At 67.7% G+C, this 17466-nt stretch carries 18 protein-coding genes and 1 other RNA gene; 2 read left to right on the top strand and 17 right to left on the bottom strand.

Translation table 11 applies throughout. From position 1 onward, the window contains the following. Nucleotides 1-41: 41 nt before the first annotated feature. The 17 genes from tilS to ACN0WF_RS11750 form a co-directional block, all read right to left on the bottom strand. Nucleotides 42-1466: a tRNA lysidine(34) synthetase TilS gene (tilS, locus tag ACN0WF_RS11830; protein WP_417773020.1), complete on the bottom strand. Its 1425-nt coding sequence runs from the start codon at nt 1464-1466 to the stop codon at nt 42-44. Further along, nucleotides 1450-2505: a tol-pal system protein YbgF gene (ybgF, locus tag ACN0WF_RS11825; RefSeq protein ID WP_417773019.1), complete on the bottom strand. Its 1056-nt coding sequence runs from the start codon at nt 2503-2505 to the stop codon at nt 1450-1452. Before ybgF ends, tilS begins: the two co-directional genes overlap by 17 nt. Nucleotides 2506-2694: 189 nt before the next feature. Next, the gene (gene pal / locus ACN0WF_RS11820) at nt 2695-3165 is read right to left on the bottom strand and encodes a peptidoglycan-associated lipoprotein Pal (RefSeq protein ID WP_417773130.1); all 471 of its coding nucleotides are present in this window, start codon (nt 3163-3165) and stop codon (nt 2695-2697) included. Between the two features lie 155 nt (nt 3166-3320). Then, on the bottom strand, nt 3321-4676 hold the full coding sequence (gene tolB / locus ACN0WF_RS11815) for a Tol-Pal system beta propeller repeat protein TolB (RefSeq protein WP_417773018.1): 1356 nt from the start codon (nt 4674-4676) through the stop codon (nt 3321-3323). A 110-nt stretch (nt 4677-4786) separates the two neighbouring features. Further along, nucleotides 4787-5794: a cell envelope biogenesis protein TolA gene (locus ACN0WF_RS11810; protein WP_417773017.1), complete on the bottom strand. Its 1008-nt coding sequence runs from the start codon at nt 5792-5794 to the stop codon at nt 4787-4789. A gap of 4 nt (nt 5795-5798) precedes the next feature. Next, nucleotides 5799-6245 (bottom strand): protein TolR, encoded by a 447-nt coding sequence (gene tolR, locus ACN0WF_RS11805; protein WP_417773016.1) that lies wholly within the window; start codon nt 6243-6245, stop codon nt 5799-5801. Between the two features lie 3 nt (nt 6246-6248). Next, the gene (tolQ, locus tag ACN0WF_RS11800; RefSeq protein ID WP_417773015.1) at nt 6249-6962 is read right to left on the bottom strand and encodes a protein TolQ; all 714 of its coding nucleotides are present in this window, start codon (nt 6960-6962) and stop codon (nt 6249-6251) included. Nucleotides 6963-7198: 236 nt separating this feature from the next. Next, entirely contained in the window at nt 7199-7657 is a 459-nt protein-coding gene (gene ybgC / locus ACN0WF_RS11795) for a tol-pal system-associated acyl-CoA thioesterase (protein ID WP_417773014.1), read from the bottom strand. Next, the gene (gene ruvB / locus ACN0WF_RS11790) at nt 7641-8693 is read right to left on the bottom strand and encodes a Holliday junction branch migration DNA helicase RuvB (RefSeq protein ID WP_417773013.1); all 1053 of its coding nucleotides are present in this window, start codon (nt 8691-8693) and stop codon (nt 7641-7643) included. Before ruvB ends, ybgC begins: the two co-directional genes overlap by 17 nt. Beyond that, nucleotides 8690-9304 (bottom strand): Holliday junction branch migration protein RuvA, encoded by a 615-nt coding sequence (ruvA, locus tag ACN0WF_RS11785; RefSeq protein ID WP_417773012.1) that lies wholly within the window; start codon nt 9302-9304, stop codon nt 8690-8692. Before ruvA ends, ruvB begins: the two co-directional genes overlap by 4 nt. Next, nucleotides 9301-9819: a crossover junction endodeoxyribonuclease RuvC gene (gene ruvC, locus ACN0WF_RS11780; RefSeq protein ID WP_417773011.1), complete on the bottom strand. Its 519-nt coding sequence runs from the start codon at nt 9817-9819 to the stop codon at nt 9301-9303. The genes ruvA and ruvC overlap by 4 nt, the downstream gene beginning before the upstream one ends. A 216-nt stretch (nt 9820-10035) precedes the next feature. Further along, the gene (locus tag ACN0WF_RS11775; RefSeq protein ID WP_417773010.1) at nt 10036-10785 is read right to left on the bottom strand and encodes a YebC/PmpR family DNA-binding transcriptional regulator; all 750 of its coding nucleotides are present in this window, start codon (nt 10783-10785) and stop codon (nt 10036-10038) included. A 317-nt stretch (nt 10786-11102) separates the two neighbouring features. Beyond that, nucleotides 11103-11930 (bottom strand): TIGR00282 family metallophosphoesterase, encoded by an 828-nt coding sequence (locus ACN0WF_RS11770; RefSeq protein WP_417773009.1) that lies wholly within the window; start codon nt 11928-11930, stop codon nt 11103-11105. Nucleotides 11931-11932: 2 nt separating this feature from the next. Continuing rightward, nucleotides 11933-12577, bottom strand: coding sequence for a 5-formyltetrahydrofolate cyclo-ligase (locus ACN0WF_RS11765; protein WP_417773008.1), 645 nt, complete (start codon nt 12575-12577; stop codon nt 11933-11935). A gap of 307 nt (nt 12578-12884) precedes the next feature. Beyond that, nucleotides 12885-13040: non-coding RNA, 6S RNA (gene ssrS / locus ACN0WF_RS11760), on the bottom strand. Nucleotides 13041-13141: 101 nt separating this feature from the next. Then, nucleotides 13142-13519, bottom strand: a complete 378-nt coding sequence (locus ACN0WF_RS11755) for a cell division protein ZapA (protein WP_417773007.1) — start codon at nt 13517-13519, stop codon at nt 13142-13144. Between the two features lie 22 nt (nt 13520-13541). Then, complete coding sequence (locus tag ACN0WF_RS11750) at nt 13542-13844, bottom strand: DUF4164 domain-containing protein (RefSeq protein ID WP_417773129.1); 303 nt, start codon at nt 13842-13844, stop codon at nt 13542-13544. Between the two features lie 404 nt (nt 13845-14248). Between ACN0WF_RS11750 and tkt the strand changes: the two genes are divergently transcribed. Together tkt and gap are read left to right on the top strand one after the other, a co-directional pair. Continuing rightward, on the top strand, nt 14249-16237 hold the full coding sequence (gene tkt / locus ACN0WF_RS11745; RefSeq protein ID WP_417773006.1) for a transketolase: 1989 nt from the start codon (nt 14249-14251) through the stop codon (nt 16235-16237). 169 nt (nt 16238-16406) lie between these two features. Next, nucleotides 16407-17414: a type I glyceraldehyde-3-phosphate dehydrogenase gene (gene gap, locus ACN0WF_RS11740; protein WP_417773005.1), complete on the top strand. Its 1008-nt coding sequence runs from the start codon at nt 16407-16409 to the stop codon at nt 17412-17414. Nucleotides 17415-17466 lie beyond the last annotated feature (52 nt).

The following is a 17466-nucleotide window of genomic DNA, read 5'->3' as shown; positions in this document are numbered from 1 at the left end:
AGGTGAGGGAGGAGGATGAGGTGAAACCTCTCTCGATTTTCTTAAGTATCCGCCAATTCCGGCGGCATTTCGGCGACTTCCGTCGCGTATGCACGGCCAGGCGCCGCGAGAACGGACCGCGCGGGGCGCAGATCGACGTATCCGCCGTCCCGGTCTTTCCCCCCACCCGATGCCCCGAGCCCGGGGAAATGAAGCCCCAAAACGCCTCCATCGGCTGCACGCAGACGCAGCACGGGAGCCGCCGCGAATGCCGCCGCCGGCCAGTCGCGCGGAAGCGCGGGGGGCAAAATGCCAAGCCTTTCCGCCTCTTTTGCTCCACCCGAGTTGCGCCAGCAGGCAAGCGTCAACACCTCCACAACGGCCGTTCCGGCGATCTCCAGCAGGAAGCGGCCATCCCAGAGAAAAGCCCCCGGCCCCTGATGGCGGGCACCGGCGATGCCCTGTCGACCGGGCTCCCGCCACAGGAAAAGCCACCGCCCCTCCCGCCGCGCGACAGCGCCTGAAAGCGTCGCCTGGGCGCGCCCCTCGCCCGCCAGAAGGGTGGCGGCGAAGCGTTCGAGCCGTTCGCGCCGCGGCGGATAGCCGCGCGTCCCGATAATCCCCAGCAACCGCTCCAAAAGCCGCAGCCGAAACGCCTCGGGCAGGTCCGATAGAGCCTCCAGGGAGAGCCGGAGCGGGCCGGCGGGATGCTGCCGGCAGGCGTCGGCGAGAACCGCGTCGATCCGTGCATCGACCACGGCCGCCGCGCGGGCGAGCACCGCCGCCGTCTCGGCCAGGCGGGCGGCGGTGACGCCGGCCTCGGCAAGGCCGGGCATCGCCCGGCGCAGCCGCGCCCGCGCATAGGAGGGGTTGTCGTTCGAGGGGTCCTCGGCATAGGCAAGACCGGCGGCGCGACAGGTCGCGATCAGCCGCGCCTTGGCAAAGCCGAGCAGCGGGCGAAGGACGGGAAGATCCGGCAAGTCGCCGCGTGGCCAGGCACTGTGGGCGCGCATGGCCGCGAGCCCGTGCAGGGAGCTGCCGCGTGCGACCCTGAGCAGGAAAGTTTCGGCCTGATCGTCGAGATGATGGGCAAGGACGAGCGCGCTGCACCGCGCCTGCGCGGCGGCCTGCCCCAGCAGCCGCTGGCGAGCGGCGCGGGCGGCTGCCTGAAGCCCGGTCGTGGGCTTTTCACCCTCCCACCGCAGAATGCGGCAGGGCAGCCCGCGGGCGCGGCACAGCGCGGCCACATGCCCGCTTTCGGCTTCGGAGGCGGGCCTCAGCCGGTGATCGAGGGTGAACACATGAACGTCGGGCGGTTCCGCCTGTCGGGCGCGCCAGCCGGCGACGAGATGAAGAAGGGCAAGGGAGTCGGGGCCGCCGGAAACGGCCAGTGCGAAACGACGATGGCCGGCGAACAGGCCGAAGGCGGCATCCGCCTCGTCGTCGCCAAGAGGTCCGGCCCCGCCGTCGTCAGGCAGGGCAGCCACCGGCCTGCTTCTGGGACTGTGCCTCGGCCCGCACCGATGTCGGCGCGCCGGGATATTTGGTCAGCAGTTCGGAGAAGGTGGCGCAGGCGGCATCCTTCTGGCCGATGCCCTTCAGCGACAGGCCGAGCTTCAGCAGGCTGTCGGTGACCTTGGAACTGTCGGGATAGTCAGTGTAGCTCTTGAGGAACGCATCCGCCGCGTCGCGGTACTGCTTGCGCGCGAAATAGCTCTCGCCGAGCCAGAACTGGGCGTTGGCGGCCAGCGGATCGTTGGGATGCGACGACAGGAAGCGCCGGAAGCCCTGTTCGGCCCCGCCGTAATCTCCCGCCATCATCATCGAATAGGCGCCATCGTAATCGTCGCGCGGCTGGCCGCCCTCCAGGGCCGACACCTGCTTGCGCTCGTGCGAACCGGAAGCGCCCTCCGTGCCGGAACCGCCAGAAGACAGAGGCGTCGCCGCGCCGGAGCCCGGCACCGCCGGATCGTAGCCCGCGCCGCCGGACGGCGCGCTGGACTGGCCGCGCGCCAGCGCCGACAGGTCGAGCGGACCGGCACCAAGGCCGCCCTGCTCTTGCTGATAGGTGCCGGCCTCGGCGAATTCCGCGTCGCCCGAACCCTGGCCCTCGACCGGCTGACCGGCGCTATCGGTGCGCAACTGGCCGAGTGTCCCGGCATTTGCCGGGCCGTAGCTGTCGCGCCCGGCAAGGCTTTGCGACGACGCGCCGCCACCGGCGTCCGAGCGCTTCTTGCCGCCGCCGCCCTGCTCGAGCTGCTGCAGACGGTATTCGGTATCTTCCTGCATTCGGCGAATCTGGTCCTGAAGCTGGCGGATCTGGAAGCTCAGTTCCTCCACCTGCCCGGTCAGGGTGCGCATCTGCTCCTCGACCTGATTGATACGAACCACCGTTTCGCCATCGTCGCGCGAGCTGGAGCCGAAGAGCTGTGCGCTCGCCGGTGCCGGCAGCAGCCCGAGGGCAGCCAGCACCACAAGCACGCGACCCAGGGCCTGCGCATTCATGATGGACCTCACTTGCGTCATGCTTTCCTCCGTTCGGCCGCCACGGGCAGCCTGGGCGAACGCGTAGCACAGGGCGACGCGACTTCGGCCAAATTTTGGCGGAAGCGCCACCGCTTGCCGGGCCAGCCTGCACCGGAGGGTGCACAAATGCAAAACGGCCGGGAGCTTGCGCCCCCGGCCGTGGAAACTGTTGCGCGCACCGGAACCGGCTTAGCTGCCGGCGTTGTTCAGGACCGTGACGGCGCGCCGGTTCTGGGACCAGCAGCTCTCGTCGTTACACACGGCCACCGGCCGCTCCTTGCCGTAGGACACCGTCTTGATACGGCTCGCCGAAACGCCACGCGCCACGAGGTAGTTGCGCACCGCATCGGCACGGCGGGCGCCGAGCGCGATGTTGTACTGGCGCGTGCCGCGCTCGTCGGCGTGGCCCTCGATGGTCACGGTGTAGCGGCCATAGCTGGAAAGCCACTGAGCCTGCTTGTCCAGCGTCGCCGTCGCCTGCGACGACAGCGAGGTCTGGTCGTTGGTGAAGTAGACGCGGTCGCCCACGTTCACCACGAAGTCCTGACCCGTGCCCGGCTGAACATTGCCGGTCAGGCCTTCCGGCTTGGTCTGCGCGCAGGCGGACAATGCCAGTGCGCCCGCAACGATAAGGGCTGCACGCAGTCCGCGGCCCCGCATACCAAAGGTCATCATCAACTCGTACTCCTGATCCCCACCGCCCCGACAGGGTAAACCGTTCTACAGTGAAACTGGTTAAGCACGCGTTCACCGACGTGGTTAACGAACCCTTTACGACAAGGCCCGAGCGGGAGCCCAAGCCTAGACCTCACAGCCTATTCCAGCAAGGGCGACCAGGCCGGATCCGAGGCGAAGGCCGGAGTCGGCACCCGCTGCTCGTGATAACCGGTCAGGTCGACGGTCCAGAGCTGCGGGCCACCGTTGGCCCCCGGCGTGTCGCGGAAGAACACCAGCACGCGGCCGTTCGGAGCCCAGGACGGGCCCTCGTTGTGATAGCCTTCGGTGAGGACACGCTCGCCCGAACCGTCGGGACGCATGACGCCGATCATGAACCGGCCCTGATGCATCTTCGTGAAGGCGATGAGATCGCCACGCGGTGACCAGACCGGCGTCGAATAGCGCCCCGGACCGAAGCTGATGCGCTGCGGATTTCCGCCATTGCCGTCCATCACGTAGAGCTGCTGCGAGCCGCCCCGGTCGGACTCGAAGACGATCCGCTTGCCATCGGGCGAGAACGACGGACTGGTGTCGATGGCCGGCGTGTTGGTGAGCCGCGTGGTGCGGCGCGAACGCAGGTCCATCTCGAAGATGTTGGCATTGCCGCCCTGCTGCAGGCTCATCGCCACCTTCTGCCCGTCGGGCGAGAAGCGCGGCGAGAAGGTCATGCCCGGGAAATTGCCGACAACCTCCTGCTGGCCCGTCTCGATGTTGAGCAGATAGACCTTCGGATCCGCACCCGCATAGGCCATGTAGGTGACTTCCTGGCGCGACGGCGAGAAGCGCGGCGTCAGCACGAGATCGCTGCCGTTGGTCAGATAGCGCACGTTCGCGCCATCCTGGTCCATGATCGCCAGCCGTTTGACGCGCTTGTCCTTCGGCCCGGTCTCGTCGATGAAGGCGATGCGGGTATCGAAATAGCCCTTCTCGCCTGTGAGCCGCTCATAGACGGCATCGGCGATGATATGGGCCATGCGGCGCCAGTTGTCGGAGCTGGTGTAGAACTGCTGGCCGAGCATCTGCTGACCGGAGAAGACGTCCCACAGCCGGAACTCGGCGCGGATGCGCCCGTCGGCCTGCCGGTCGATCGCCCCCACCACCAGCGCCTGCGCACCGATCGGACGCCAGGACGCGAACTGCGGCGGCGCGTTGACGCTGACGTTGGTCTCGATGAAGCTCGCCTGGTCGATCGCCCTGAAAAGGCCCGAACGCACCAGGTCCGCCTGGATGACGCCACTGATCTCGGCCGCCAGCTTGTCTTCCTTGCCACCGCCGGAAAAGGCGGGAATGGCAATCGGCAGGGGTTCGATATTGCCCTGCGTGATGTCGATCTCCACCACGGCCTGCGCGGACGGCGCGGGCAAAAGGCCCGCGGTCAGGATGGCTGCGGCGAAGACGACGGCCGCGAGCCGCGCGAGGCCCCGGCGGGCGCCGAATGCTGCCTGTCTCGTCATAGGTCGAGCTCCCTCACTCGTGCTCTTGCATTCCGGCATCGCGGTATCGCAACACCGTCTGTCCCACATTCGTGCGCATCCGCATCCGCGGCGCCACGCTCGTCGCGCGCCTAGCCGCCAAGCAGGTCGCGCGGGTCGAAATTGATGATCACTTCCTTCCATACATCGTATTTGGCCGAAGGCATGGAATAGGGAGCGCAGCGCAGCACCGCCCGGCGCGCGCTTTCCGCGGCAATCCCGAAGGAGGGGTTGCCGCTTGAGTTCATGACTTCCGGACGCCGGTCGACGTTGCCGTCCGGCGTGAAGGACACCTTGAGCTTGACCGTCAGGTCATTGGCGCCGGCCGCGCCCACGGGCGGGCTCCAGCACTGCTGGATCTGCGCGCGCAGGGCGTCGAGTTCCGACTGGCTCATGGTAACGCCGCTCAGGCCCTCGCGGCTGCCGAGCGAGGCGGGCGTGTCCGAGCGGTTCGGCGCGCCGCCACCCGACGGCTCCACCTTGTTGAGAAGAGCCGCGATGTCGTTCGGATTGAATTGCTTTTCCTGCCGCGCCGGCTGCGGCGGCGGGGTCGGCTTGGAGCGCGGGCGCACGTTCGGCGGCGGTGGAGCTTCCGCCTTCTTCTCCGCCGGCTCGGGCGTCGTCTGCGGCTTGGGCTCGTCCTTGGGAGCCGGCTCCGGTTCCTTCGGCGCGGGCTCCTTGGGGGCTGGGGCCGGTTCCTTCGGTGCGGGTTCCGCCTGGCGCGGTGCCGGCGCGGGCTCCTTGGGGGCCGGTGCCACCTCCTTCGGCGCAGGTGCGGGCTCCTTGGGGGCGGGCGGCTGCGGTGTGGGCTGGGGCTCGGGTGCGGACGGCGCAGGCGTCGCGTCGTTGGCCGCCTTGGGCTTTTCGGCCGGCTGCGGCTTTTCCGCCGGCTTTTCGGCCGGTTTCGTCGCCTCGACCTCGCGCACCTCGGCCGTCTTCTCGCCGATGCGCAGGCGCGTGACTTCGGAGATCGGCACGAGATCCACCGGCAGCGTGTCCACCGGCGGCACCTCGAACGGCTTCGCACCGGGGAACGAGATCACCCCCCAAAGCAGCACGGCCAGATGGCCGGCGGTCGATGCGATGAGCCCGACGCGCATGGCGTTACTGCTGCTCCTCGAGCGTCACCAGAGCCAGCCGCTTGTAGCCGGCGGCGCTGATGCGGGCCATGACCTTCATGATCGTGCCGTAGTCGGTGTTCGCGTCGCCGCGCACGAAGATGCGCTCCTCGTAGCCGCCCTTGGCGATGGCCTCGAGCTTGGCGATGAGTTCCTCCGGATCGATCTCGGTCTCCTGAATGTAAACGCGTCCATCGGCGGCGACCGAGACGGAAATCGGCTCGCTCACGCCGTCGAGCGGCTTGGCCTGCGTCTCCGGCAGGTCGAGCGGCACGCCCACGGTCAGAAGCGGTGCGGCGACCATGAAGATGATCAGCAGCACCAGCATCACGTCCACGAAGGGCGTGACGTTTATCTCGCTCATCGGCTGGCTGCGCCGCCGCCGACGACGCCCGCCCGACGCCTCCCGGCCGCCGCCCATCTGCATGCCCATGGCTCAGCCCCTCTCGTCGATCTGACGGGACAGGATCGCGGAGAACTCGTCGGCGAAGCCTTCCATCCGGCCGGAGAGCTTGGACGCGTCGGACGACAGCTTGTTGTAGGCAATGACCGCGGGAATGGCCGCGAGCAGTCCGAGCGCGGTCGCGAGCAGCGCCTCGGCGATGCCCGGCGCGACCACTGCCAGATTGGTGTTCTTCGAGGCGGCGATCGCCTGGAACGACGTCATGATGCCCCAGACCGTGCCGAACAGGCCGATGAAGGGCGCCGCCGCGCCAACCGTCGCAAGCACCAGCAGTCTCGCCTCAAGGCGCTCGGCCTCGCGGGCGATGGTGACGTCCATCACCCGGTCGATGCGCTGTTGCAGGCTGGCGATGGCCGGCTTGGCCGACTCATGGCTGCGCTTCCATTCCCGCATGGCCGCGATGAACAGCGCCGACATGCCGTGGTTGGCCCTGCCCGACAGCGTCCGGTAGAGATCCTCCAGCGACTGGCCGGACCAGAACACCGTCTCGAACCGGGTCATCTGCCGGCGGGTGCGGGTGTAAAGCAGCCATTTGTCGACAATGATCGCCCAGCACCACACGGATGCGGCAACCAGGCCGAGCATGACGAGCTTGACCACCAGATGCGCCTGAAGAAAGAGCGCGAAGAAAGAAAGATCGCCCTGCGGCGCCGCGAGGGTCGATTGTGCGAGTTCCACCGGATTCATCTATGTCTGGACCTCTTGCCCGATACCACTGCGTGCTTGACGCGAACCTTTTCCGATGCCCGTCACAGGATGGGCCCGGTTGCCGGATGCCCGCAGGTTCGGGCCTGTCATTCAGCCGCTGAGTTACCTGCCTGCTTGGCGAGCGAATTTGGCGAAACTGGGACTGTTTCCGCCGAAAACCAGCGGCATTAAGCATGGATTAAGGTTACTTCCGCGTTAAGACCGCCTCAGGCAGGCTACCGGAGGCGGGCGGCGAGGCCCTCGGGCAGCCTGCGCGGCCGCCCCTCGGAAGAAATGACAGCCACGATCACGCTTGCGTGAAAGAGCGTGTCGCCGCCGCGCCGCACCCTTTGATCGAGCACGAGACGGGCGCCGCGGGCCTCCGTCAGCCGGGTCTCGACCTCGAGCAGGTCGTCGATGCGGGCCGGGGCCAGGAAGTCGATTTCCATGCGCCGCACCGCGAAGGCAAGCCGCTCTCCATGCGCGCCGGCGTCGAGCGCCGCGTGATGGATGCCGCAAAGGCGGAGAAAATCCGAGCGTCCCCGCTCGGCGAACTTCAGATAGGCGGCGTGATAGACCACACCGGAGAAATCCGTGTCCTCATAATAGACGCGCACGGGCAGGACATGTCCCTCGCCCGTCAGGCGGCCAGCGAGATCCGGCCAGTCGCCAGCGCCCTCACCCTTCGCGGTCATCGGAAAAGAGTCCCAGTTGCGGCGCGCCCGATCCCTCCGGCACGGCAAGGCCCATATGGTGGAAGGCCTGGGCGGTGAGAATGCGCCCGCGCGGCGTGCGCTGGATATAGCCTTCCTGAATGAGATAGGGCTCGACGATCTCCTCGATCGCATCGCGCGGCTCGGACAGGGCTGCCGCGATGGTCTCGATGCCGACGGGCCCACCGCCGAACTTCAGCGCGATCTGGTTGAGATAGCGCCGGTCGAGCTGGTCGAGCCCGGCGCTGTCGACCTCGAGCTGGGTCAGCGACCGGTCGGCGATCGCCGCGTCGACCGTGTCCTGTCCGGCGAAGACGGCGAAATCACGCACCCGGCGCAGCAGGCGACCGGCGATGCGCGGCGTACCCCGGGCGCGGCGGGCAATCTCGCGCGCGCCGTCCTCGGTGATGCCGAGCCCGAGGATCCGCGCCCCGCGCGTGACGATCAACTCCAGTTCCTCGGGCGTGTAGAACTGCAGGCGCACCGGAATGCCGAACCGGTCGCGCAGCGGTGTCGTCAGCAGCCCGATCCGCGTCGTCGCCGCGACGAGCGTGAAGCGGGCGAGATCGATCTTCACAGACCGGGCCGCCGGGCCCTCGCCAATGATCAGGTCGAGCTGGAAGTCCTCCATCGCCGGATAGAGCACCTCCTCCACCGCCGGGCTGAGCCGGTGGATCTCGTCGATGAAGAGCACGTCGCGCTCCTCGAGATTGGTGAGCAGCGCGGCAAGATCGCCCGCTTTGGCGATGACGGGACCCGAGGTGGCGCGGAAATTGACACCAAGCTCGCGCGCCATGATCTGGGCCAGCGTGGTCTTGCCAAGCCCCGGCGGGCCGACGAACAGCACATGGTCGAGCGCCTCGCCGCGCGCCTTGGCGGCGCCGATGAAAATCTTGAGATTGGCGCGCGCCTGCGCCTGGCCGACAAACTCCTCCAGCGCCTGCGGGCGCATGGTGGTGTCGATCTCGTCGCCGCGCTTTTCCGGCGTCACGAGGCGGGCGCCGTCCTGCTCGCTCATCTGGCAAGCTCCTTGAGACCGAGACGGATCAGCGTCGCGGTCTCGGCCTCATCGCCCGCCGACTTTACAGCCGCGGCAACGGCGGCGCTTGCCTGCGCCGGCTGGTAGCCAAGGTTGACCAGGGCGGAAACCGCATCGCCGACATTCGTGGTGACCGCCGCCTGGGCCTGCTGCGACACGGAGATGGTGCCCGGTTCGACGCTGGCGAAGGCCGGGGCCTTGCTCTTGAGCTCGGAGACGATGCGCTCCGCCACCCGCTTGCCGATGCCCGGCGCGCGGGCGATGGTCGCCGTGTCACCGAGCGCTATGGCATTGGCGATCTCCGAGGCCCGGAGCACGCCAAGCGCGGCGAGCGCGACCTTCGCCCCCACCCCCTGCACCGTCATCAGGAGCTGGAACCATGCCTTCTCGGTGGCCGAGGAAAATCCGTAGAGCCGGATCAGGTCCTCACGCACGATGGTCTCGATATGAAGCACCGCCGCCTCGCCGGGCGAGGGCAACCCCTGAAGCACGCGCGCAGGCGCATAGACCAGATAGCCGACCCCATGCACGTCGAGAAGGACGTGATCCTCGCCGATCTCGTCAACCTGCCCCTTGAGCTTGCCGATCATGCCGCGCCCTTTCCGGCAAGACGGGCGAGCGCCGGCAGGTTGCGATGCTGGGCATGGCAGATGGCGATGGCGAGCGCGTCGGCGGCATCGTCGGAATTGAATGTTGCCTTGGGCATCAGCACCTTGACCATCATACGGATCTGTTCCTTGTCGGCGTGTCCGGTGCCGACCACGGTCTTCTTGACCAGGTTCGGCGCGTATTCGGCTACGGAAAGACCGTTGAGGGCGGGAACCAGCAGGGCAATGCCGCGGGCCTGTCCAAGCTTCAGCGTCGCGCCCGCGTCCTTGTTGACGAAGGTCAGCTCGACCGCCGCTTCATCGGGATCGGCCTGGCCCACCACCTTCTGCAGCCCGTCATGGAGCTGGCGCAGGCGGTCGGAAAGCGGCAGCTTGTTGTCGGAGACGACAGTGCCGCTCGCGCAAAAGCCGAGCCGGTTGCCCTGGACCTCGATAAGGCCCCAACCGGTACGCCGGAGGCCGGGGTCGATCCCCAGGATTCGAATCGCCGCTGTCATGGAACAAATCGGTAACGCCTTTCGCGCGCCAAGACCAGAGGAACAGCGCGGAGCCCGCCTTTCCCTCGGTTTCGGCAGCGTTCGCGCAACGCCCCCGGCAAGTCTGTCAGGCGCCGTCGTGACCGCCGCAGGTGCCGGGCAAGACGCGAAACGGCCGGGCGAGCCCGGCCGTTTGCTGTTCCTCGAAGAGGCGGAGATTTTCCGCCGGAAAGCCTGTTACGCCGCCGTCAGCTTGGCCAGCGTTTCCTCATCCACGTCGAAGTTGGAGAAGACGTTCTGCACGTCGTCGTCGTCCTCGAACATGGCGATGAGCTTGAACATGGTCTGCGCCTTGTCGGCATCGACCGGCGTCAGCGTCTGCGGCTTCCAGATGGTCTTGACGGTCTCGGCCTCGCCGAGCGTCGCCTCGAGCGCCTTGAAGACGTCGCCCAGATCCTCGAAGGCGCAGATGATCACATGGCTGTTCTCGTCCGACTGCACGTCATCCGCGCCCGCCTCGATGGCGGCCTCGAGCATGTCGTCGGCGCTGCCGGCCGACGCCGGATAGACGATCTCGCCGACCCGGTCGAACATGAAGGCGACCGAGCCGGATTCGCCCATCGACCCGCCGCACTTGGAGAAGTAGGAGCGCACGTTGGAGGCGGTGCGGTTGCGGTTGTCGGTCAGCGCCTCGACGATCACGGCGACACCCGCCGGACCGTAGCCCTCGTAGCGAACCTCTTCGTAGTTGTCGTCGTCACCCGCCTGCGACTTGTTGATCGCGCGCTGGATGTTGTCCTTGGGCATGGACTGCGCCTTGGCGTTCTGCACGGCAAGGCGCAGGCGCGGATTGGCGTTGATGTCCGGTCCGCCCATCTTCGCAGCGACGGTGATCTCCTTCGACAGCTTCGAGAAGATCTTCGAGCGCACCGCGTCCTGGCGGCCCTTGCGGTGCATGATGTTCTTAAACTGGGAATGTCCGGCCATGTCGCTTCCTGGTTCGATCCTGAAATCCGCTGTTCGCTCCGCGGACTGTCCGCCCCCCGAACGGGAGGGCGGGACGCTGCGCAACATGCAGCCTCGCGAGCCATCGCGGGTGCCGGCGCGCGCCCGGCCGCATCCTGCCTGCAAGGTCCGCCCGCCGTGTCCGCTCTCCGTCCGCAACGACGGGATGGACGACAGGAAACCCGGGCGCAGGAAGCGAGCCTGTCGCGGATCGGCGCGTTATAAGGCCGCCGCCGTCAAAAATCCAGCGCAGCCGCCGGCGTCGCGAAACATCGCGCGGCAGAATGGCTCGGCCCCTTTCAGCAGGCCTTCCAGCCGGTGGGCAGCACCTGGGCCAGTCGGCCGCCGAGGCGCAGCGGCTCGACCGTCTCCGCAAGCCCCGTCCTGTCGTCGATCTCCACCGCCACGCCACAGACCGTGGCATCGCCCATGGCCGGCGTGAACCGCCCAGAGGGGATCTTGCGCAGGAAGCGCGAGATCGGCTCGTCCTTCTCCATGCCAAGCACGGAATCGTAATCGCCGCACATGCCCGCGTCACTCATGTAGGCGGTGCCGCCGGGCAGAATCTGGTGATCGGCGGTCGGCACATGGGTGTGCGTGCCAACGACAAGCGAGGCGCGCCCGTCGACGAAATGCCCCATCGCCTGCTTCTCGCTCGTCGCCTCGGCATGCATGTCGATGACGATGGCGTCGACCACCTCGCCAAGCGGCGTGGAATCCAGCACCCGCTCCACGGCGGTGAAGGGATCGTCGAGACTGTCCATGAACACCCGGCCCATGGCGTTGACGACCAGCACCCGCGCACCGTTGCGCGCGGTGAAGATGTTGGCGCCGCGCCCAGGCGTGCCGGAGGGAAAATTGACCGGTCTGATCAGCCGGTCCTGCCGCTCGATATAGACCAGCGTGTCGCGCTGGTCCCAGATGTGATTGCCGGTGGTCACCACATCGGCGCCGGCATCGAGCACCTCCTGAAGGATGGCCTCGGTGATGCCGAAGCCGGCGGCGGAGTTCTCGCCGTTGACGATGACGAAGTCGATCGCGTTCGCCTCCACCAGCCCGGGCAACACATCGACGGCCGCCTGCCGGCCGCTGCGGCCGACGAGATCACCCAGAAACAGCAAACGCATCGTCACTCTCCTGTCCCGTCGCCGCCGAAAGGCGCAACGAAACCCGTTTCACAAAGCACCCGCCCGAGACGGCGGTCGTGCGCCTCCTCCGGCACGCGCGCCACCTGCTGGACCTGAAACGCCAGCCCGACCGTGACGGGCGCGCGCCCCGCATCGGCCGAAAGCCGGGCAATCGCCCGGTCGTAATATCCCCGTCCGTAGCCGATCCGCCCGCCCCGCCCGTCGAAGGCGGCAAGCGGCACCAGCATGCAGTCCGGCGCGAGATCGCCGGCATCCGCCGGCGGCTCGACCGTGCCGAAGCCGGCGCGCACAAGCCGCGTGTCCCGGGTCAGCCTTCGGAAGACAAGCTCGCCATCGACGATTGCCGGCAGGCACAGCGCATGCCCGCGCGCCCGCAGTGCATCCATCAGCGGACGCGGATCGATCTCGTCACGGATCGGCCAGAAGCCGGACACCACGCTCCCGGGCGCAAAGCCCAGCGCCTCGACATGATCGACAAGCGCAAGGCTTGCCTCGATGCGCGCTTCAGCCGCAAGCCCGGCGCGCGCGGCAAGCGCCATGGCGCGCACCCGCGCCTTTTCCGCTCGCAGCTCTTCCACCGCATCGCGCGGATGGGCGCTGGAAGGGTTTGCCGACAGTCCGGTCATGGCTTCCCGCCTCCTTGATATCGTACGCATCGTGCCGCGGCCGGCCGCTGGCCAGCCTCCTTCCCCGTGCATATCCGACAATGGGGGGAAGGAAAACCGTCGCGAGGCGATTCGCGGCACGGCGTCGCAAACCTCGTCAACAGGTCCGCAAACGCGATAGCTGGAAGACGCCCGGAGGAGAAGTCCGCAAGCGCCGGTCCCCGCTGCGATGAACGCGCAACAACGCCCTGCGCAAGGAGCCGGGAACCGCCGCGAAACGGGACGGCGAACAGAGGAAGTGAAGGAAAGGACAAGGGGGAGGTGGAATGACGTGGCCACCTCGGCCGTTGGAGTTTGCAATCCCGGGAAACCTACTGTGTAGGTGGGCGCCGTTTCTCCCAACCCACGGGTCGGGGGAGGTACAGCTCCCTAGGGATGCGTAAGGCCCCGGGGATATGTCTCCCGACGAACCGCGCAGCCACGCCAATCCCGATATAGGGTTGCGTCGGTCGGAAAAACAATACCCGTTTTGCAGAACCCGCGCGCACAGCGCCGAAAAGCCAGTGTTTCAGCCGTTTGCACGGCTCAGCTTTCGGATGGGCGCAGGGATTTCACCAGCCCGTCGGCGATACCTTCGATGCGCTGCGCGGCAGCCGCGATGCGATCGGCCAGATCGGTCTCCGACTGGGCGGTGCGGTCGAGAGCGGCGGCGCGCGCATCGCGCAGGCCCGCGACCTCGTCCTCCAGCGCCTTCAGCCGGCGCTCGCGCTCGGCCAGTTCGTCGGTGACCATGATCCCGGCCATGACGGTAAGCCGCAGATCGCCGATTTCGCCGAAGCTGCCGCGAAGCGTGTCGATGCTCTCGTCGAAGCGGCGGGCCAGCGCCGTCAGGCGCTCTTCCTCCCCGTCGTCGCAGGCCATGCGGAAGCTGCGTCCGTTGATGGTGACGATGATCTGGGCCATGTTCGCCTTCTCCAGCCGCCGCTCAGCCGCCGTGCGTTTCAAGCACGGAGCGGATCGATTCCATCGCCGATACGAGACGACGCGACACCTCGCGGTTGGCGTCCTCGAGACGCGCGACGCGCGCCTCCGCGGTGTCGAGCGTCGACGCCATCGCCGAGCGATCCTCGCCGAGGCGCTGCACCTCTTCCTGCAGCCCGACAACCGATGTATCGGCATCGAGCCGCCGTTCGACGGCCGCTTCCAGACGGTCGACGGCGCGCGACAGCCGGTCGAGCGCCGCGTCGACCGCGCCAGCCGCCGGCTTTTCGCCCTTGCGAGAAGTCATCTCGTCCATCGCCCTATCGCACACCCGATGCCGGAATTCTGGCCTTGCGGCCCGCGAACGCAAGGCGTTTCACCGGTTCCCCGGGCCACCCGTGCGCGCTTCCGGCCCCACGCCGGAAAAGTGCCTATAGCATTCCTTTGCCAGGGATGCGAGATCGGGACGATCCGAGGGACAACGCGCCATCCGCTTTGTTGACTCGCCCAAGGTTCCTGATATTTGTCGGCCTGCCTCGCCGGAGGGTCCTGTGGACCCCGGCAGCCGTGGCCATGCGGCCCCGGACGCGATCGTCCGGGCCGACGCCGCGGCAGAACGCGCCGGCACCCGAAGGGTGCAGGGCGATGCGGGATGAAACCAGGGACTGCACAGCCCTCCCCGGGCCGCCGACAGGGACAGACGGAAATCATATGACCGACCTCGACAAGCACCATCGCATGGCGAATGCGATCCGCTTTCTCGCCGCCGATGCCGTGGAGGCTGCCAAGTCGGGCCATCCTGGCCTGCCGATGGGCGCAGCGGACATCGCCACGGTGCTCTTCACCCAGGTGATGCACTACGACCCGACCACCCCGAACTGGCCCGACCGCGACCGCTTCGTGCTGTCGGCCGGCCACGGGTCCATGCTGCTCTACGCGGTCCACTACCTGCTTGGCTCCGAGGACTTCACCCTCGACCAGCTCAAGAACTTCCGCCAGATCGGCGCGCTGACCGCCGGCCACCCTGAATACGGCCACGGCGCCGGCATCGAGACGACGACCGGCCCCCTCGGCCAGGGCCTCGCCAATGCCGTCGGTATGGCCATGGCCGAACGCCACCTGCGCGAGACCTTCGGCGCCGAGCTGACCAGCCACTATACCTACGCGCTGGTCGGCGACGGCTGCCTCATGGAGGGCATCAGCCAGGAGGCGATCTCCCTCGCCGGCCATCTGAAGCTCAACCGCCTGATCGTCATCTGGGACGACAACGGCATCTCCATCGACGGCAAGATCTCGCTCACCGACAGCACCAACCAGATCGAGCGCTTCGAGGCGAGCGGCTGGGACACGGTCTCGGTCGACGGGCACGACCCGGTCGCCATCGCCGCCGCGCTGAAGAGCGCGCGCGAGAACACCCGCCCGACGCTGATCGCCGCCAAGACCACCATCGGCTTCGGCGCGCCGAACAAGGGCGGCAGCGAAAAGGTCCACGGATCGCCGCTCGGCGCCGAGGAGCTCGCCGCCACCCGCAAAGCGCTGAACTGGGCGCATGAGCCCTTCGATGTGCCCAGCGACATTCTCGACGCCTGGCGCATCGCCGGCCTGCGTTCCGGCCAGGCCCGCAAGGAATGGGAAAAGCGCCTCGCGGCCGCCGATGCCGAAATGCGTGGCGAGTTCGAGCGCCGTCTTCGCGGCGACCTGCCCTCCGGCCTCGGCGACGCGCTGCAGGCGCTGAAGAAGCAGATCGCCCAGGACAAGCCGACCATGGCGTCGCGCAAGGCCTCCGAATACGTGCTCGGCACGATCACCGAGACGGTGCCGGAGACGATCGGCGGTTCGGCCGATCTGACCGGCTCCAACAACACCCGCACCGCCGCGACCAAGGCGATCACCCCGGACGACTTCACCGGACGCTATGTGCACTGGGGCATCCGCGAGCACGGCATGGCCGCCGCGATGAACGGCATGACCCTGCATGGCGGCGTGATCCCCTATTCCGGAACGTTCCTGGCGTTCTCCGACTACGCCCGCCCGGCCATGCGCCTCGCGGCGCTGATGGGCCTGCGCGTCGTTCACGTCATGACCCATGATTCGATCGGTCTCGGCGAGGACGGCCCGACCCACCAGCCGGTCGAGCATTACGCAGCCCTGCGCGCCATCCCCAACCTCGACTTCTTCCGCCCGGCGGACGTGACCGAGACGCTGGAGTGCTGGCAGCTCGCCCTCGAGGCGACTTCGACGCCGAGCGTTCTGGCGCTGACCCGTCAGAACCTGGCGCCGGTGCGCAAGAGCTTCGAGGAAGAGAACCTCACCGCGCGCGGCGCCTATGTCGTCGCCGATGCAAGCGACACCGCAAAGGTCACGCTCTTCGCCTCGGGCTCCGAGGTCGGCATCGCCATGGAAGCCTACGAGACGCTGACCGCCGAGGGCATCGCCACCCGCGTCGTCTCCGTGCCCTGCATGGAGCGCTTCGCCCGCCAGTCGGAGGACTACCGCGCCGACATCATCGGCGAGGGCCAGGTGCGCGTCGCCATCGAGGCCGGCATCCGCATGGGCTGGGACTGGATCATCGGCGCCGACGGCATCTTCGTCGGCATGACCGGCTTCGGCGCGAGCGGCCCCTTCGAGCAGCTCTACAAGCACTTCGGCATCACCGCCGAGGCGACGGTTGCCGCCGTCAAGGAACGCCTCGCGAAGTGATGCAAGGATCCGCCACGACGACACGGGACAAAGAGACCCGCGTCGCCGTGGCGACATGTTCGGCACTCGGGCCGGCCGCGCCATGCGCGGCGGCCGCAGGTTCCGCGAGCCGCAACGGCCGCGGACAGTAAAAGGGGGCGGAGCGCCGCCCGCCAACGGGGAGAGTCTCATGACCGTGAAGGTTGCCATCAACGGGTTTGGTCGCATCGGGCGCAACGTGCTGCGCGCCATCGTGGAATCGGGCCGCACCGACATCCAGGTCGTCGCCATCAACGATCTCGGCCCGGTTGAGACCAACGCGCATCTGCTGCGCTATGATTCGGTGCATGGCCGGTTTCCGGGCACCGTGACGGTCGACGGCGACACGATCGACGTCGGCACCGGCCCGATTCAGGTCACCGCGATTCGCGACCCCAAGGAGCTTCCGTGGGGCAAGCTCGGCGTCGACGTGGCCATGGAATGCACCGGCATCTTCGCCGACCGCGACAAGGCCGCCACGCATCTGGCGAATGGCTCAAAGCGCGTGCTGGTCTCCGCCCCGGCGACCAACGCCGACAAGACCATCGTCTACGGTGTCAACCATGACGCGCTGACGAGCGCCGACCTCGTGGTCTCCAACGCGTCCTGCACGACCAACTGCCTGGCTCCGGTCGCCTCTGTCCTCAACGAGGCCATCGGCATCGAGAGCGGCTTCATGACGACGATCCACTCCTACACCGGCGACCAGCCGACGCTCGACACCATGCACAAGGACCTCTACCGCGCCCGCGCGGCGGCCCTGTCCATGATCCCGACGTCGACCGGCGCGGCCAAGGCTGTCGGCCTCGTCCTGCCGGAGCTGAACGGCAAGCTCGACGGCGTCTCCATCCGCGTTCCCACGCCGAACGTCTCGGTCGTCGACCTGACGTTCGTCGCCAAGCGCGCCACGACCGTCGAGGAAGTCAACGAGGCCATCCGCAAGGCCGCCAACGGCAAGCTCAAGGGCATCCTCGGCTTCACCGACGAAAAGCTGGTCTCCAGCGACTTCAACCACGACCCGCATTCGTCGGTCTTCCACATGGACCAGACGAAGGTCATGGACGGCACCCTCGTGCGTATTCTGACCTGGTACGACAACGAGTGGGGCTTCTCCAACCGCATGTCGGACACGGCCGTGGCGCTCGCCAAGACCATCTGATCGACGCGGCCGGGCGGATCCCACGATCCGCCCGGCCGTGCATCCGGCCAGG

The sequence above is a fragment of the Stappia sp. genome, assembly GCF_048268045.1.
Classification (GTDB): domain Bacteria; phylum Pseudomonadota; class Alphaproteobacteria; order Rhizobiales; family Stappiaceae; genus Stappia.
This window is presented reverse-complemented; position numbering and strand designations above follow the sequence as displayed.

Excerpts from the sequence above, each read along its gene's own strand:
- ybgF (WP_417773019.1), bottom strand. The coding sequence starts at position 2,505 with ATGACGCAAGTGAGGTCCATCATGAATGCGCAGGCCCTGGGTCGCGTG.
- pal (WP_417773130.1), bottom strand. The coding sequence starts at position 3,165 with ATGCGGGGCCGCGGACTGCGTGCAGCCCTTATCGTTGCGGGCGCACTG.
- tolB (WP_417773018.1), bottom strand. The coding sequence starts at position 4,676 with ATGACGAGACAGGCAGCATTCGGCGCCCGCCGGGGCCTCGCGCGGCTC.
- ACN0WF_RS11810 (WP_417773017.1), bottom strand. The coding sequence starts at position 5,794 with ATGCGCGTCGGGCTCATCGCATCGACCGCCGGCCATCTGGCCGTGCTG.
- tolR (WP_417773016.1), bottom strand. The coding sequence starts at position 6,245 with ATGGGCATGCAGATGGGCGGCGGCCGGGAGGCGTCGGGCGGGCGTCGT.
- tolQ (WP_417773015.1), bottom strand. The coding sequence starts at position 6,962 with ATGAATCCGGTGGAACTCGCACAATCGACCCTCGCGGCGCCGCAGGGC.
- ybgC (WP_417773014.1), bottom strand. The coding sequence starts at position 7,657 with ATGACCGCGAAGGGTGAGGGCGCTGGCGACTGGCCGGATCTCGCTGGC.
- ruvB (WP_417773013.1), bottom strand. The coding sequence starts at position 8,693 with ATGAGCGAGCAGGACGGCGCCCGCCTCGTGACGCCGGAAAAGCGCGGC.
- ruvA (WP_417773012.1), bottom strand. The coding sequence starts at position 9,304 with ATGATCGGCAAGCTCAAGGGGCAGGTTGACGAGATCGGCGAGGATCAC.
- ruvC (WP_417773011.1), bottom strand. The coding sequence starts at position 9,819 with ATGACAGCGGCGATTCGAATCCTGGGGATCGACCCCGGCCTCCGGCGT.
- ACN0WF_RS11775 (WP_417773010.1), bottom strand. The coding sequence starts at position 10,785 with ATGGCCGGACATTCCCAGTTTAAGAACATCATGCACCGCAAGGGCCGC.
- ACN0WF_RS11770 (WP_417773009.1), bottom strand. The coding sequence starts at position 11,930 with ATGCGTTTGCTGTTTCTGGGTGATCTCGTCGGCCGCAGCGGCCGGCAG.
- ACN0WF_RS11765 (WP_417773008.1), bottom strand. The coding sequence starts at position 12,577 with ATGACCGGACTGTCGGCAAACCCTTCCAGCGCCCATCCGCGCGATGCG.
- ACN0WF_RS11755 (WP_417773007.1), bottom strand. The coding sequence starts at position 13,519 with ATGGCCCAGATCATCGTCACCATCAACGGACGCAGCTTCCGCATGGCC.
- ACN0WF_RS11750 (WP_417773129.1), bottom strand. The coding sequence starts at position 13,844 with ATGACTTCTCGCAAGGGCGAAAAGCCGGCGGCTGGCGCGGTCGACGCG.
- tkt (WP_417773006.1), top strand. The coding sequence starts at position 14,249 with ATGACCGACCTCGACAAGCACCATCGCATGGCGAATGCGATCCGCTTT.
- gap (WP_417773005.1), top strand. The coding sequence starts at position 16,407 with ATGACCGTGAAGGTTGCCATCAACGGGTTTGGTCGCATCGGGCGCAAC.